The following is a 15,162-nucleotide window of genomic DNA, read 5'->3' as shown; positions in this document are numbered from 1 at the left end:
GGACACAATCCATGACGATACTTTGGCCGGGCCGGGGCGGCCCGCAGGTTGACTACATTTCCGGGCCGCCGGCGGCGGCGTGGCGCGAGGCCTGGCCGCGCAGTCTGGCCTTGCTGGGCTCCACGGGTTCCATCGGGACCAGCGCGCTGGCCGTGGTGGAACGGCATCCGGATCTGTTGCGGGTGGTGGGGCTTTCCTGCGCGCGCAACGTGCAGAAGCTGGCGGCGCAGGCCGCGCGCTGGCGGCCGGAGTGCCTGGCCGTGCTGGACGCGGCGGCGGCGGAGGCCCTGCGGGCCCTGCTGCCGACGGGTTACGCGCCGCGCATCCTGGTGGGACGCGAGGGCTACGCCGCCCTGGCAACCCTGCCGGAGGCGGACGCCGTGCTTTCGGCCCAGGTGGGGGCGGCGGGGCTGGCCGGCACCCTGGCGGCGGCCCTGGCTGGCAAGGTCATCTGCCTGGCCAACAAAGAATCCCTGGTCCTGGCCGGGGATCTGCTGCGGCGGGTCTGCGCGGCCAGCGGCGCGGTCATCCTGCCGGTTGATTCGGAACACAACGCCATTTTTCAGTGCCTGGCCGGGCACGGGCAGGATGTGGACCGGCTGATTCTCACCGCTTCGGGCGGCCCCTTCCGCGGCTGGCCGGCGGAGCGGCTGGCCCAGGTCACGCCGGAGCAGGCCCTCAGGCACCCCAACTGGAGCATGGGGGCCAAGATCACGGTGGATTCGGCCACCCTGATGAATAAAGGGCTGGAGGTCATTGAGGCTTTTCACCTTTACGGCGTGCCCCTGGAGCGCATTGACGTGCTGGTGCACCCGCAGTCGGTGGTCCATTCGCTGGTGCAGTTCCGGGACGGCGCGCAGCTGGCCCAGCTGGGCACGGCGGACATGCGCCTGGCCATTGCCCATTGCCTGCTCTGGCCGCGCTGCGAGGCCGGGGACGTGCCGCCGCCGGACCTGACGCGCACCCCCCTGACCTTCGAGCGGCCGGACGTGGCGGCCTTCCCCTGCCTGGACCTGGCCCGGCGGGCGCTCCGGGCGCGCGGCGGACGCTGCGTCACCCTCAACGCGGCCAACGAGGCGGCGGTGGATCTGTTTTTGTCCGGGCGCTGCGGTTTTGCGGATATCCCCCGGCTTATCGCCGCCGTGCTGGAGGCCTACGAAACCGAACACCCCGGACACGAAATTTTTTGCGCGCCCCCGGCGGCCACGTCCGCCCCTGGCGCGTTCACGCCCGCCGCCCTGGCGCGGCAGGCCCATACCCTGGCGGCCCGGCTGGAAGAGCTGGACCGCCTGAGCCGCGAGCGGGTCCGTGCGCTGGTCCGCCCCGGAGGATGCCTGTGCTGACAACCGTTATTGCTGTGATCGTCGTTCTGGGCGGTCTGATCTTTTTTCATGAATTGGGGCACTTTGCCGTGGCCAGAAGTCTGGGCATGGGGGTCTCCACCTTCTCCCTGGGTTTTGGCCCCAAGATTCTCAAATATAAGAAGGGCAAGACGGAATACGCCCTTTCTCTCGTTCCCCTGGGCGGCTATGTGGCCTTGGTGGGCGAAAGCGACGCCAGCGAAATCCCTGAGGGCTTTACGGAGCAGGAAAGTTTTGCCCTGCGCCCGGCCTGGCAGCGCCTGCTGGTGGTGGCGGCCGGGCCCGCAGCCAACGTGCTGCTGGCCTGGCTGCTTTGCTGGGTGATGGCCTGGGGCTGGGGCACGCCCGTGCTGCTGCCTCAGGTGGGCGGCGTGGTGGCGGCAAGCCCCGCCGCCCGCGCGGGGCTTGCGCCAGGCGACACCATTCTCTCCATCGACGGGCGGCCCCTGGACAGCTGGCAGGCCATGGCCGCGGCCATCAACCGCAGCGGCGGCCGCACCCTGCAGCTGGAAGTGCTGCGCCCGGACACGGCCCCCGACGCTGCCCCGCAGTCCGCGTCCGCTGCGCCGGGCCTGACCGCGGGCGGCATGCGCATCAGCCTGGAGCTGACCCCGGAGCGCGCTACCCGCAAAACCATTTTCGGCGAGGAAGAAGAAGCCTGGCTTATCGGCATCCGCAATTCCGGCGGCGTGCGCCTGGTGGAGCACGGCTTTGTGGACGCGGCCGGCGCGGGCCTCAGCCAGACGGCGGAGATGGTCTCCCTTACCTGGCAGAGCCTGGTCAAGCTGGTGGAGCGCGTGGTGCCCCTGGATCAGGTGGGCGGGCCCATCATGATTATGCAGATGGTGGGTCAGCAGGCGCAGGAAGGGCTGGCCGGGCTTCTGGCGCTGACGGCGCTTATCAGCATCAACCTGGGCATCCTCAACCTGCTGCCCATCCCCGTGCTGGACGGCGGGCAGATTTTTTTCTGCCTCTGGGAGATGCTCTTCCGCAGGCCCCTCAGCTCCAAGGTGCAGGAATACGCCATGCGCGCGGGCCTGGCCCTGCTGGTGACCCTTATGCTGCTGGCCACTTATAACGACATCTGGCGCATCCTCAAAAACACGGGCTGGTTCGGGAGCGGCTCATGAACGCGGGCACGGGCCTGGAGCTGATCCTCAACGCCGCCGAAGGCGCGCTGCAGATCGTCGTCACCGAGGACGAAACCCTGCTCTGCGCCCAGGAATGGCGGCGGCCCGAACGCGCCACGGAAATCCTGGCTCCGGCCCTGCGCGAGATATGTACTGCGCTGGGTCTGCGCCTGGCCGACTTCCGCCGCCTGGCCTGCGTGCGCGGGCCGGGCTCCTTCACCGGCATCCGCCTGGTGCTGGCCACGGCGGCGGCCCTGCGCCGCACCTGCCCCTTGCGCCTGGCCGGCCTGGACTACATGCAGGCCCTGGCCGCCACCCTGGCCACGGCGCGCGGCGTGCTCTACGGCGCGCCCATCTGGACGCTGACCCACGCCCGCCGCAACCTGGTGCACTGCCAGCCCTTCCGCAGCTACGGCCCCGTCATTCCGCCCCAGCCCCTGCAGCCCGTGGAGCTCTGCACCCCGGACGAGGCCGCCCGCCGCATTGCCCAAAGCCGCGCGCACCCCACGCCGCCCGGCACGGATGCCGCCCGCCGGGTCTGGGTCTGCGGCAGCGGGCTCGCGCGCAACCCGCACCTCGCCCCCCTGCTGGAAAACGCGCCCGCTCCGGAAGGCCCCGCCGCCACGTTCCTGCCCCTTACCGCCCTGCCGGATCTGACCAGCCCCTCCGTCACCGCCCTGCGCCTCCTGGCCCGCCACGGCGACTATTTCGACCGGGATCCGGAACCCCTCTATGTGCGCCCCTGCGACGCCGTGGAAAACCTCCCCGGCCTGGCCCCCCGCCTGGGCCTGAACCCTGCCGCCGCCGTGGCCGCCCTGAAAGAAAAACTGGACCGCGCCCCGCAAAGCGAAATTTAGGGCATTTCAACTTTGAAATGCCCTGGCGGCTGCGTGAGCAGACGTCCGCTGTGGAGGCGTAAGCGCAATTTATTTGCGCTGTTAAGCGCAGAAACGAGCGTGCCGCAAACTTTGAGAATGCCTGTTCTCAAAGTTGATCTGCTATAGGGGAAAGGGGGAAATTTTTGTGGGGTTGGCCGTCGCGCGCGGCAGGGCGCAAAAAAACGGCGGCCGCGTCCGTTCAGAACGCGCCGCCGTAAAAGGCCGCTGGAGCGCCGTCGCTCAGCCGTTGCGGCCGGCGTCCTCAGGCTTTTCATCCCTGCGGGATATATCCACGGTGTCGGGTTCGCTGACCGCCCGGCGGAAATCCCGGATGGCGCGGCCGAGGCCTGCGCCGATTTCCGGCAGTTTCTTGGTGCCGAACAACAGCATGGCCACGCCCATCACCAGCAACAGATGCGGTACGCTGAACAAATCAAACATAGTACGCCCCCTTTTTGCGCGTTTGCGCGGTATGGGTCTCCCAGGGCATCCCCAAAGGCGGCGCGCGGGAAAAACGCGACCGCCGGAGACATCTTGCCGCAAGTGTTAGGCCAAAAGGGAAAAGAGTGCAAAGGATTTTTGCGGGGCTGCGCTTTATGCCCCGTCAGGCGTTGCCGATAAGCAACCCGGTCAGAAAAACCAGCACGCCGCCCAGCACCACCTGCAACGCGGCGGAAACTATGGGCGTGTTCATAAAGCGGGAGCGCACCCAGGTGATGGCGGCCAGCTCCAGCGCCACCACCACCAGCGCCGCCATGAGCGCTGCGCGGTAGTTGCCGATGAGAAAGGGCAGGGTGTGCCCGATGCCGCCCAGGGTGGTCATGAGCCCGCAGACCAGTCCGCGCACCCAGGGGTGCCCGCGCCCGGTAACGCTGCCGTCGTCTGAAAGGGCCTCGGCAAAACCCATGCTGATGCCCGCGCCCAGTGAGGCCGCCAGGCCCACCAGAAAGGCCTGCCAGGAATCGTGCGTGGCCGCGGCCGCCGCAAACACCGGGGCCAGGGTGGAGACGCTGCCGTCCATAAGCCCGGCCAGACCGGGCTGAATGATCTGCAGGGCGTACAGGCGGCGCTGGGCGGCCGCTTCCACGGCCCTGGCGTCCGGGTTCAGATACTTGTCGGAAAGCCGTTCGGCGTTGAGCTCATGCCGCCGCTCGGCCTGGGCCAGGTCGTCCAGCAGGCGGCGGATCTCCGGATCTGCGGTTCTGGCGGCCGCTTTTTCATAAAACTGGCGGGTCTCCAGCTCCATGTCGGCCGTAAAACGGCGCACCGCGTCCAGGCCCAGCGGGCGCACCAGCCACAAAGGCCTGCGCTGCACAAAGCCTTTGACGTCCTGGCGGCGGAGCAGCGGGATATGCTCCCCGAATTTTTTGCGGAACAGCTCCGTGAGCCTCTGCCGGTGCACGGTCTCTTCCGCGCCCATGCCCTTGAGCACGGCTTCGGTGGCCGGAAAGTCGTCGCGCAGGGCGGCGGCAAAGTCCGCATAGATGCGCTCGTCCTCTTCCTCCAGCGTGATGGCCAGGGCAAGGATTTCCTGCTCGTTCAGTTCGGAAAATTTTTTCATGGCGGCCGCCGTATGGGTTTGCGGGAAGGCGCGCAGGGGAAGGTCCAGGCTGCGCCGCTCAGGGCTTTTTGGGCGGCCGGATGCTGTCCTGGTCGCGCTCGCTGGCCAGGTTGCGGTTCCAGGCGCGGATGGCCGCCCCCTGAGAAACCGACCACTGTTGCGAGGTCTGCCCGCAAGAGCAGACCACGCGCCATACTTCCTGACGCCGCCCCGGCGGCAGCATGGACTCCAGGTGCACATCGGTGCCGCCGCAGGCAAGGCAAGGGCGGATGGTATGGGGATCAAGCTCTTTCATGGCTCGCAGGGTAGCAGCTTCGGGGCGCTTCGACAAGAACGCTCCGCCTGCGTCGGGCGTTAACGCTTTGCTGACGCCCCCTGGCGCAGGGTGACCCCACAGTGCGTTTGCCCGTACTGGCCAACCCTTTTTATCCGCCCTTGCAGGAGGAAATGCCATGCGTTATCTGTGGATTATGCTTCTTACCCTGGCCCTGGCCGCCCCGGCCGCCTACGCTTCCGCCGCCGAAACCGCCGGGGCCCCGGCCGCCGCCGCGCCCCACAAGACCAAAGCCGCCAAGACCAAGGGGGTGACAAAAAAAGCCCCTGTGGATACTGTGGCCAAAGCGCTGGCTTCCGGCGACAAAACCCCCATGCGCGTCACCGGACAGCTGGTGGAAAAAGTGCCTGGCAAAAAAGTGCAGTATGTCTTTGAGGACGCCACCGGCCGCGTGACCGTGGTGCTGGGCAAAAAGGCCCTCAAGGGCGCGGCTGCCCCGGCGCTGCAGAGCGAAGTGCGCCTGGCGGGCGTGCTGCGCGTTAAGAACAAGAAGAACCCCGTGATGGTGGTGCACAGCGTGCAGCCCCTGTAGGGCCTCGCCCGATCCCCCCCAAAAAAATTGCGTGTCGCCGAGGCGGCGGGCGCGTCCCGCCGCCCCTGGCTGCAGAAAAAACCGAAGGAGGCCCCATGCCCAGAACAGCCCTTGCCGCCCTGCTGGCCTTGCTGGCGCTGGCGGCCTGGCGCGGGCCCGCATTGGCCGCCGGATTTGAAGGCCCCGGCGTGGCCCCGGCCGTGACCCGGGCCGTGGACGTGCTGAGCGCCCAGGACGACGCCCCCTGCGTGCTGGAAGGACGGCTGGTGGAAAAGCTGCCCCGCCGTAAACACCGTTACCTGTTTGAGGACCGCAGCGGCCAGGTGGTGGTGGAAATAGAAAACAGCGTCTTCGGCCAGCTGACCGTGACGCCCAAGGATAAAATCCGCCTTCAGGGCCATGTGGACTGGAACCGCAAGCGCCCCAATACGGTGGAGGCGGACAGTCTTGTCATCCTGGGCCCGGTGACGGAAGCGGATCTGCCCGCCGCCCCGGCCCGGCAGGAGAACGCCGCCGGTCATGCCCGACACCCTGCTGCTCGTTGAGGACAACGAGGATATCCTCGCCAACCTCTACGCCTATCTGGAGCCCCTGGGCTACGCGCTGGACTGCGCCCGCAACGGCCGGGCCGGCCTGGCCCTGGCCCTGGAGCGTCGCTTTGATTGCCTGGTCCTGGACGTCATGCTGCCGGGGCTGGACGGTCTGGCGCTCTGCCGCGCCCTGCGGGAGGAGCACGGTCTGAACGTGCCCGTGCTCATGCTTACGGCGCGGGATACGGTGGCCGACCGCGTACTGGGCCTGGAGGCCGGGGCCGACGACTATCTGATCAAGCCCTTTGCCCTTAAGGAGCTGGAGGCCCGCGTCCGCGCGCTGCTGCGGCGCAGCCGCCTCCAGGCGGGCAAGACCGCGGGCGCGCTCTGGGCCTATGCCGATGTGCGGCTGGACGCGGCCGGGCACCGGGCCGAGCGCGCGGGGCGGCCCCTGCGCCTGAGCCCCACGGGCTTCCGCATCCTGGCGGAGCTGCTGCGCGCGGCCCCCGGCCTGGTGCGGCGCGAAGACCTGGAAAACCTGCTTTGGGGTGATGCGCCCCCGGAGGGCAGCGCCCTGCGCACCCACATCCACGAATTGCGGCGGGAGCTGGACAAGCCCTTTGCCGTGCCCCTGCTGCACACCATCCCCCATGTGGGTTACCGCCTGAGCCTGGACGCGCCGGAAGCCGCGCCCAATGCCGTTGCGCCCAGCGGGGCGGGGGCGGTATGACGCCCTTCAAAGCGCCCTTGGCCGCGCCGCGTCGCGCCAGCATCCGGCGGCGTCTGCTGGCGGCCTTTGTCTTCCTTGCCCTGAGCATGGGCGCAGCCCTGGGCCTGGCCGGGCGGTTCTCCTTTGACTTTCTGGGGGCCTCCCTGCTTGCCTGGCATACCCGTCCGGTCATGGACGCCCTGATCGAAGCGGAACGCCGCGCCTGGGAGGCCGAAGACCGCGGCGGCGAAAAACTTTATTACGGGGAAGACCTGGCCGCCGTCATGCACTGGCGCTTTCTGGCCGGCAAGGAGGTGCCGGACGCCTGGCGCGCCCTGCCCGACGGCCTGCACCTCAGCGATAACCGCCGCGACTTCGTGCTGCTGGAGCGGCGCGATCAGGTGGTTTACGCCCTCAGTGGTGAAGTGGGCGTGTTTGCGGCGCTCAAGCAGAAGCTCACCGGCGCGCTTCTGCTCTGCGCGCTGGCGGGGCTGGCCCTGGCCGTGTTCCTGGCCGTGGTGCTGAGCCGTCGCCTTACCGCGCCCCTGCGCGAGCTCACCGCGGCGGTGGAAGGCCGCCCGCCGGAAGCTCTGCTGCGCGACGGCGCGGCGCAGCCCCCCCGCGTGCCCTGCACGGAGCTGGACGACGAGGTGGGCGTGCTGGCCAGGGCTGTGGCCGCCCGCGAGACGGCCTTGCGCAGCTTTGTGCAGCGGGAGAGCAATTTTACCGGCGACGTAAGCCACGAGCTGCGCACGCCCCTCACCGTGCTCCAGGGCGGGCTGGAAATCCTGGAGCCGCGCCTGGCTGCGCTGCCGCAGCGTGCGGAGCTTCTGCCCGTGCTGCGGCGGCTTGCCCGCACGGTTGAGGGCATGGCCGATACCGTGCGCACCCTGCTGTTGCTGGCCCGGCGGCCGGAAGAGCTGGAATGCCGGGAGCTGGACGCCACAGCCCTGCTGCGCGGCATCCTCCGCCGCATGGAGCGCGACGGCCTGCTGCGCCTGGAAGCCGGCACTCCGGAAGCGGCCGCCTGCGGCCTCGCGGGCCGGGCCGCCGCAGACCCGGTTACGGCGGCCCCCATGGCGTCAGACCTGGATGCGCCGGGACAACCTGTGCCGGAAGCTGAGCTTTCGGGCCCGGCAACGTCGGCCGAGGATGCCGTTTCAGATGTGCAGGATCCGTCCGGCCCGCCGGCTCAAGAGCCCGCTGCCGCGCCCGCGCCGCCCCGGCCGCGCCCGGCCGTGGGGCTGACGGCGGATCTGGCCCCGGCGGTGCGGGTGTGGGGGCAGCGGGACCTGGTGAACATCGTTTTTAAAAATCTGCTGGACAACGCCTGCAAGTACACGGAAAATGACCGCGCCGCCGTGAGCCTCACGTCCGTTGCGCTGCTGGTGCGCAACAGCGGCCGCATCCCTGCGGGGGCGGACGTTTTTGCGCGCGGGACGCGCCATGGCCGCAACCGCGCCCCTTCGGGCCACGGCCTGGGGCTTTCCCTGGCCCTGCGCGCCTGCGAGCGCCTGCATTGGCGGCTGGATCTGCTGCCCGCCGGGCCGGAGGAAGCCGTGTTCCGCGTCAGCTTTGCCCCCCCGCCTCAAGGAGAACGCCCCGCATGAGTGTTGTTTTGCCGTCCTGTTCCGCCCGCACCCGCCGCTGGCTTGTGCCGCTGCTCCTTATAGTCCTGGCCCTGGCGGGCTGGCGGCTGTTTTTCGGCGGCGGCCGTCAGGGCATGCCCGCGGGCGCGGCCCCGGTGCGCGTGGCCGTGGCCGCGACGCAGGATGTGCCCCAGTTCTGCAACGGCCTGGGCACGGTGCTGCCTTCCAGCGACGTGCTGGTGACCAGCCGGGTGGACGGGCAGCTCTTGCGCCTGCATTTTACGGAGGGCCAGCGCGTCAAGGCCGGCGATCTGCTGGCGGAGATCGACCCGCGTCCCTTCCAGGCCTCCCTGGACCAGGCCCTGGGCACTCTGACCAAGGACCAGGCCCAGCTGGACAACGCCCGCAAGGATCTGCGCCGTTACGCCCAGCTTTCCAAGGGCGATTTCATCGCCGCCCAGCAGTATGAGACCCAGCGCGCCCTGGTGCGCCAGTATGAGGGCACGGTGGCCGCGGACAAAGCCGCCGCGGACGCGGCCCGCCTCCAGCTGGAGTACAGCCGCGTCACGGCCCCGGTCTCGGGCCGCCTGGGCCTGCGCAATGTGGACGAAGGCAACATGATCAAGAGCTCCTCCGCCGAGGGGCTGGTGCGCATTACCGAGGTCAGCCCCTGCGATGTGGTCTTTACCCTGCCTGAAAGCCAGGTGCCCCTGGTGGTGCGGGCCCTGCGCCGCAGTGAGGAAGAAGGTTCCGGCCCCCTGCCCGTGCAGGCCTGGGACAGGGAGCAAAAAGCGCAGCTGGGGCTGGGCCGTCTGGTTTCGATGGACAACCAGATCGACACCTCCACGGGCACGGTGAAGCTCAAGGCCAGCTTCCCCAATGCGGACGAGGCCCTTTATCCCAACCAGTTTGTCAACGCGCGCCTTCTGGTGCGCGTGCTGCGGGGCGCGGTCACGGTGCCCGCCTCCGCCGTGCAGCTGGGCACGCGCGGCAGCTACGTCTATGTGTTGCAGGCCGCGGAAAGCGCCGCCGCACCCGCCGCCGGAAAAAACGGGGCCGCCGCGCCCCTTGCGGCAAAGGCCGCCCCCGCGCCCAGGCCCGGAGCCGCCAAGGAGGGCACAGCGCCGCACAACGCCGTAAAAACCGCCGCGGTGAGCCTGCGCCTCATTACGGTGGGCCTGACCACGGACAGCCTGGCCGTGGTGGAGAAGGGCCTTGCCGCAGGCGAAACCGTGGTGGTGGACGGCCTGGATCGGCTGCGCGACGGCAGCCGGGTAACCGTGGCCGCCAGCGTCCCCGCGCCCCGGGCCGAAGCCGTGCCCGGCCTGCCGCCTACCCCCTGAAATCCACCGGAGCCCGCACTGCCGCCCCCGCCTTGTTGCGAAACAGCACATAGCCCCGTTCCAGGCCGTAGCGATAGAGGCGGTGGGTGATGTCCACATCCTTGCGGCAGTAGTGGGCGATGTCTTCCAGGCGTCCTTCCTTCCACCATTGGAGGGCCAGCAGGCCGTTGGCGCTCTTGGGTTCGCCCAGGGTGGCCTGCCCAAGGTTATCCAGCGAAACGCGATAGTTGAGGGATTGGTTCACCCGCTGCAGCAAATCCAGGCTGGGCAGGCCGCGCAGGTCAAAAGGCGCAAAAGGCCGCAGCACGGCATAGTCGAAACGCAGGCTGTTGAAGCCGATGACCAGCTGCGCGGCCTGCAGGCGCTCAAACAGAGCCGGCAACGCTTCTTGTTCATAGCTGAAAAAGTCGTCGGCCTGGCTGTCGTAGGCCACGGCCACGCTCACGCCCATGCGGTCCGCGCGGTTCCAGCCGCCCACCTCGGCGGCGGAGCGGCGCGTCTCCACGTCAAAAACCACATAGCGCGGCGGCGGCACGGCCGGGCGTGCGCAGGAGGCGGCGTCCGTTGCGGCGGCCTTTGACCCGGAAAAAGGCCCCGAATCCGGCGCGGCTGGGGCGGCTGTAGTGGTGGCGTCGGGCACGGGAACCTCTCTTGTACGGTTTACGGGAGACGCCGTTGCCGGCGGCCGATCGGCTTCCGGCGCGGCTTCCGGCGCGGTGGCGGCCCAATCCGCTGCCGCAAGGCGTTCCGGGGCCGGGCTGATGCGCAGGCCTGCGGCCAGCGCGTCGCCCTCGTCGCCGGGGGCCAGGGCCTGACGCAGCAGTTCCAGCGCGCCTTTTTTGCTGATGGGCCGGTTGCCTGAGCCGCATTTGGGGGAATGCACGCAGGAGGGGCAGCCCTCCTCGCAGGGGCAGGCGGCCACGGTTTTGCAGGCGGCCTCCAGCAGCTGCCGCGCCTCTGGGAAGGCCTGCCGGGTGAGCCCCGCGCCGCCGGGCAGGCCGTCGTAAATGAACACGGCGGGCAGGCCCAGCTGGGGGTGCAGGGGGGTGGAAATGCCGCCGAAGTCGTTGCGGTCCGCCAGGATCAAAAGGGGCAGCAGGCCAATGGCCGCGTGTTCCAGCGCATGGATGGAACCCATGAAGTGCAGAAAGCGTTCTTCCAGATACGCGCGCAGGGCGTCGGGAAAGACGTACCACAGGCCTTCGGTTTCAAAGACCTGCGGGGGCGCGTCCAGAGGGGTGATGGTCAGCAGCCGGTTGCCGGACGCGGCGCGTTTTTCGTAGCCCGTGATCTGCTCCGTGATCCGCAGGCGGCCCCGGCAGACCAGCACCCGGCCCAGGGAGCGGCGTTCGACTTCCTCCAGAATGTCCGTGCTCTTGTGCCCGCGGGTGCGGGTGAACCAGGCGACCTTGGCCTGTCTGGCCCGCACCCGCCCGCGGGCCTGGTCCAGCTCCGTAATGACGTAGCTGCGGCCGCGGTGCAGGTAAACGGCGCCGGGGTGCGTCTCGCGCCAGGCCCGGAAGCCGTCCACCGTGCCGATGACCTGTCCTTCCTCGTCCTCAATGCAGCAGGTCTGCCCTGTGCCGCGCAGGTCCACCAGGCGCTGCGGGCGCTTGCGGGCCGCCAGCAGCCGGCTGCCGTCGGCCGTCTGCAGAAGGAGCCCCTTGCCCAGCAGCTCGCGCGCCGCGCGCCGGGCCGCCGGGCTGCGCAGCATGTCTTCTTCGGGCGTCAGGGGCAGTTCGGCGGCGGCGCACTCCAGGTGCCGGGCCAGGATGACTTCGTTCTCCGGATTGACCACGGCTTTTTCTGGCGGGCGGCTGAAAAAATCCTCAGGATTGCGGGCAAAGTACTGGTCCAGAGCGTCCTCGCCCGCCACCACGATGACGGCCGATTCCTGCTGCGCCCGGCCCACCCGGCCCCCGCGCTGCAGGGTGGCCATGACCGTGCCGGGGTAGCCCACCAGGATGCAGACGTCCAGCCCGCCGATGTCGATGCCCAGTTCCAGCGCGCTGGTACTGACTACGGCCAGCAGGTCGCCGGAGGCCATGCGCGCCTCGATGCGGCGGCGTTCCTCCGGCAGAAAGCCCGCCCGGTAGGCGGAGATGCGCTGACTGAAGGCCCCGGATTGCCCGGCCCAGAGGCTGATGAGCTCGGTCATGCGGCGCGAGCGGCAGTAGACAATGGTGCGCAGGCCGCGGGCCAGGGCCGCTTTGAGCAGATCAATGGCCGCCGTGGCCGGGCTTTGCTCCGGATTGAGAAAAACAAAATGCCGCGGCCCCTGCGGCGCGCCGGACTGGTCGATGACCACCGGGGCCGGGCCGCTGCCGTCTGTTCCCGTTCCTGTCAGCGCGGCGGCCAGCTCCCCAGGGTTGCCCACCGTGGCCGTGCACAGCGCGTACACGGGCCGCGCCCCGTAGCGCCCGGCCAGGCGGTTGAGCCGCCGGAAAACCTGCGCCATATGCGCGCCGAACACCCCGCGGTAGGTGTGGGCCTCGTCCACCACCACAAAGCTCAGCCCGGCCAGAAAGGCGGCCCACTGCTCGTGGTGGGGCAGAATGCCCAGGTGGAGCATCTCCGGATTGCTGATGAGCACGGCGGGCGGGTCGCGCCGGATTTTGCGCCGGGCGTAGTCGCTGGCGTCGCCGTCGTACAGGGCGGCCGCGGGGCGGGCCTCTGGCGGCCAGGCGGCGGTCAGGGCGTTGAAGCCCGCCAGTTGATCCTGGGCCAGGGCCTTAAGGGGAAAAAGATACAGAGCGCGGGCGTCGGGGTCCGTCAGGCAGCGCTCCAGCACGGGGAGGTTGTAGATCAGGCTTTTGCCGCTGGCCGTGGGCGTGGCCGCCACGATGGAATGCCCGGCGCGGAGGTGGTCCGTGGCCAGGGCCTGATGGCTGTACAGCCCCCGGATGCCGCGTTCCGTCAGGATCCTGGCTATGGCTGCGGGCCAGGGCAGGCGCGTGGGCGCGTAAACCGCCGGCGCGCCGGGCAGCAGGCGGTGGCAGGTCACCTGGCCGCCCAGCTTGGGCGAGGCCAGCAGGGCGGCCATATACTGCGCCACGGACATGGTCAGCGCTGTGCCTCCCCGGCGTGGTTGCCCGGCCTGGGGCCGTCTTCCGTAGTGGGCGGGGTGGGCGTCGTCGGCCCCAGGCGGCGCAGCACGCGGGCGGGCGCGCCCGCAGCCAGGCAATAGGGCGGCACGTCGCGGCTGACCACGCTGCCCGCGCCGATGAGCGCGCCTTCGCCGATGCGCACGCCCTTAAGCACCATGCAGTTCATGCCCAGCCAGGCGTAGTCGCCGATGCAGACTGGCGCGTCGCGCTCCAGGCCTGGCGCTGCGGCGCGGGCTTCGGGCGGCCAGGGGGCGTGAAAGTCCGAATCCACGATGACGCAGTTGGGCCCCAGCAAAACCTGCCGCCCGATGCGGATGGTCTGCGAACGCGCTGTGATGGAAGCGCCGCTCAGCTGCGCGCCCTCCCCGATCTGGATGCGCGCGCCCGGCCCGAAGGTGCGGAGCCTGGTGGGCGCGGCCAGGGTGGCTGCCGTGGCCCGCCGCCAGGAGGAAATGATGCTCGCCCCGGCCCCGATGCATATCTCGCTGCCGGGCCAGCGCATGAGGCCCACCGGGCCGTGGGCCGTCACCCCCGGCCCCAGGCGCACGCCCAGAAGCCGCGCCTTGCAGCGCAGCCGCAGCGTGCCCCAGCAGAGCCCGCCGCAGCGCAGGGCCTGCAGGCTCAGGTAGCTGATCACATTGGCGGGGGTAAGGCCCCGCTCCAGGGCTTTGCGCAGCAGGTTCATGGCCGTATTCCGGAGGTTGGGGAAGGAAATGGCCGGGCGGCGTCCGGCGGCGGTCAGCGTTTGTCGATGACGCGCTTGGATTTGCTGAAGGTGCGCGGCAGGCCGGCGTAGTCCGTGACGGCTACGCTCACCCTGGCCAGCAGCGCCTTGTGCAGGCGGGCTTCCAGGGCCTGCGCCAGGGCCGCGTCGTTGCCGCCGGGCTGGCCCTGGGCGCGCTCCACGGTCAGGGCCATGTGGTCCAGGGCGCGCTCGTCGCGGGTCAGCTCCACCTGATATTCGCCGCCCAGCTCGGGGAAGCGGTTGATGACGTCCATGATCTGGCCGGGATAGATGTTGACCCCGCGGTAGATGAGCATATCGTCCGAGCGGCCTAGGATGCGGTCGTGCATGGGCATGGAAAGCCCGCAGGAACACGGCTTGGGCAGCAGGCGGCAGAGGTCGTGGGTGCGGTAGCGCAGCAGGGGGGCGGCCTCCTTGCACAGGCTGGTGACCACCATTTCGCCCACCTCGCCATCGGGCACGGGCTTGAGGGTGGCGGGGTCCACCACTTCGATGATAAAAAGGTCCGCCCAGTAGTGCAGGCCCTCGTGGGCGTCGCAGTCAATGGCCGTGCCGGGGCCGTACATTTCGGTCATGCCGGCGATGTCAAAGCAGCCCTCCAGGCCCAGCTTGTCCACAATGGCCGTGCGCATCTTGGCGCTGTGCGCCTCGGAACCGCAGACCATGCGCCGCAGACGGATGTTTTTACGGATGCCCGCGCGCTCCACCTCTTCGGCCAGCAGCAGGGCCATGGAGGCCGTGGCCGTGAAGCCCGTGGCGCCCAGATCCTGCAGGAGCTGGAGGTGCATTTCCAGGTTGCCGGGCCCCACGGGCACGGTCAGCATGCCCAGGCGCTCGCTGCCCGCCTGGAAGCCCGCGCCCGCCGTCCACAGGCCGTAGCCCACGGCCAGCTGCATGCGGTCCTGCGGCGTAAAGCCCGCCAGCTCAAAACAGCGGGCGATCTGCAGGCTGAAGGCATCCACATCCTTGGCTGTGTAAGCCAGGATTTTACGCTTGCCCGTGGTGCCGCTGGAGGCGTGGATGCGCACCACTTCTTCCGGCGGCACGCAGAGCAGGGGCAGAGGGTAGCCCGCGCGCAGGTCGTCCACGTCCACGGTGGGCAGGCGCGGCAGGTCATCCAGGGTCAGGGGCGCGTCGGGCGTGAGGCCGCAGGCCGTCAGCCGCGAGCGGTACTGCGGGCTTTTGAAAGCCTGCCGCAGGGTGTAGCGCAGACCTTCGGTCTGCTTCTGACGGATTTCCTCAAGGCTCAACTGGGGAATAAATCTGTACGGCATGCCCACCGGAACGGCCCTCCTGCTGCAAAACGCTGGCCCGCATTGTGCGCGTTTTTGCGGCCGGAGGCA

At 69.4% G+C, this 15,162-nt stretch carries 14 protein-coding genes; 8 read left to right on the top strand and 6 right to left on the bottom strand.

The features are described from left to right. Positions 1-11: 11 nt before the first annotated feature. Genes dxr through tsaB form a run of 3 tightly spaced genes read left to right on the top strand, consistent with a single transcriptional unit; the run spans position 12 to position 3,348 of the window. A complete protein-coding gene (gene dxr, locus BLS55_RS04500) occupies positions 12-1,343 on the top strand; it encodes a 1-deoxy-D-xylulose-5-phosphate reductoisomerase (RefSeq protein WP_092153171.1) in 1,332 nt (443 codons plus the stop codon). Beyond that, positions 1,337-2,491, top strand: coding sequence for an RIP metalloprotease RseP (gene rseP, locus BLS55_RS04495; protein WP_092153246.1), 1,155 nt, complete (start codon positions 1,337-1,339; stop codon positions 2,489-2,491). The genes dxr and rseP overlap by 7 nt, the downstream gene beginning before the upstream one ends. Next, positions 2,488-3,348 (top strand): tRNA (adenosine(37)-N6)-threonylcarbamoyltransferase complex dimerization subunit type 1 TsaB, encoded by an 861-nt coding sequence (gene tsaB, locus BLS55_RS04490; protein WP_092153170.1) that lies wholly within the window; start codon positions 2,488-2,490, stop codon positions 3,346-3,348. Before rseP ends, tsaB begins: the two co-directional genes overlap by 4 nt. A gap of 261 nt (positions 3,349-3,609) precedes the next feature. Here the strand turns inward: tsaB and BLS55_RS04485 are convergent, their stop codons facing one another. The 3 genes from BLS55_RS04485 to BLS55_RS04475 form a co-directional block, all read right to left on the bottom strand. Continuing rightward, the gene (locus BLS55_RS04485; RefSeq protein ID WP_092153169.1) at positions 3,610-3,810 is read right to left on the bottom strand and encodes a twin-arginine translocase TatA/TatE family subunit; all 201 of its coding nucleotides are present in this window, start codon (positions 3,808-3,810) and stop codon (positions 3,610-3,612) included. 163 nt (positions 3,811-3,973) lie between these two features. Further along, entirely contained in the window at positions 3,974-4,930 is a 957-nt protein-coding gene (gene mbfA / locus BLS55_RS04480) for an iron exporter MbfA (protein ID WP_092153168.1), read from the bottom strand. 58 nt (positions 4,931-4,988) lie between these two features. Beyond that, positions 4,989-5,225, bottom strand: coding sequence for a hypothetical protein (locus BLS55_RS04475; protein WP_092153167.1), 237 nt, complete (start codon positions 5,223-5,225; stop codon positions 4,989-4,991). Between the two features lie 157 nt (positions 5,226-5,382). On the opposite strand from BLS55_RS04475, the gene BLS55_RS04470 reads away from it, so the two are divergent. The 5 genes from BLS55_RS04470 to BLS55_RS04450 all read left to right on the top strand — a co-directional run bounded on the left by BLS55_RS04470 (position 5,383) and on the right by BLS55_RS04450 (position 9,967). Then, complete coding sequence (locus BLS55_RS04470) at positions 5,383-5,796, top strand: NirD/YgiW/YdeI family stress tolerance protein (protein WP_092153166.1); 414 nt, start codon at positions 5,383-5,385, stop codon at positions 5,794-5,796. A gap of 95 nt (positions 5,797-5,891) precedes the next feature. Beyond that, positions 5,892-6,341, top strand: a complete 450-nt coding sequence (locus tag BLS55_RS04465; RefSeq protein ID WP_092153165.1) for a NirD/YgiW/YdeI family stress tolerance protein — start codon at positions 5,892-5,894, stop codon at positions 6,339-6,341. Next, a complete protein-coding gene (locus BLS55_RS04460; protein ID WP_092153164.1) occupies positions 6,316-7,056 on the top strand; it encodes a response regulator transcription factor in 741 nt (246 codons plus the stop codon). Before BLS55_RS04465 ends, BLS55_RS04460 begins: the two co-directional genes overlap by 26 nt. Next, positions 7,053-8,645: a sensor histidine kinase gene (locus tag BLS55_RS04455; protein ID WP_092153163.1), complete on the top strand. Its 1,593-nt coding sequence runs from the start codon at positions 7,053-7,055 to the stop codon at positions 8,643-8,645. Before BLS55_RS04460 ends, BLS55_RS04455 begins: the two co-directional genes overlap by 4 nt. After that, the gene (locus BLS55_RS04450; RefSeq protein ID WP_092153162.1) at positions 8,642-9,967 is read left to right on the top strand and encodes an MdtA/MuxA family multidrug efflux RND transporter periplasmic adaptor subunit; all 1,326 of its coding nucleotides are present in this window, start codon (positions 8,642-8,644) and stop codon (positions 9,965-9,967) included. Before BLS55_RS04455 ends, BLS55_RS04450 begins: the two co-directional genes overlap by 4 nt. Here BLS55_RS04450 and BLS55_RS04445 read toward each other — a convergent pair. Genes BLS55_RS04445 through BLS55_RS04435 form a run of 3 tightly spaced genes read right to left on the bottom strand, consistent with a single transcriptional unit; the run spans position 9,957 to position 15,093 of the window. Continuing rightward, positions 9,957-13,028, bottom strand: a complete 3,072-nt coding sequence (locus tag BLS55_RS04445; protein WP_092153161.1) for a DEAD/DEAH box helicase — start codon at positions 13,026-13,028, stop codon at positions 9,957-9,959. The two genes, BLS55_RS04450 and BLS55_RS04445, sit on opposite strands and share 11 nt — an antisense overlap. A gap of 2 nt (positions 13,029-13,030) precedes the next feature. Further along, complete coding sequence (locus tag BLS55_RS04440) at positions 13,031-13,759, bottom strand: acyltransferase (RefSeq protein WP_092153160.1); 729 nt, start codon at positions 13,757-13,759, stop codon at positions 13,031-13,033. A 53-nt stretch (positions 13,760-13,812) separates the two neighbouring features. Then, positions 13,813-15,093, bottom strand: a complete 1,281-nt coding sequence (locus tag BLS55_RS04435) for a phenylacetate--CoA ligase family protein (protein ID WP_092153159.1) — start codon at positions 15,091-15,093, stop codon at positions 13,813-13,815. Positions 15,094-15,162: the final 69 nt, after the last annotated feature.

The sequence above is a fragment of the Desulfovibrio legallii genome (assembly GCF_900102485.1).
Lineage (GTDB): Bacteria > Desulfobacterota > Desulfovibrionia > Desulfovibrionales > Desulfovibrionaceae > Desulfovibrio > Desulfovibrio legallii_A.
This window is presented reverse-complemented; position numbering and strand designations above follow the sequence as displayed.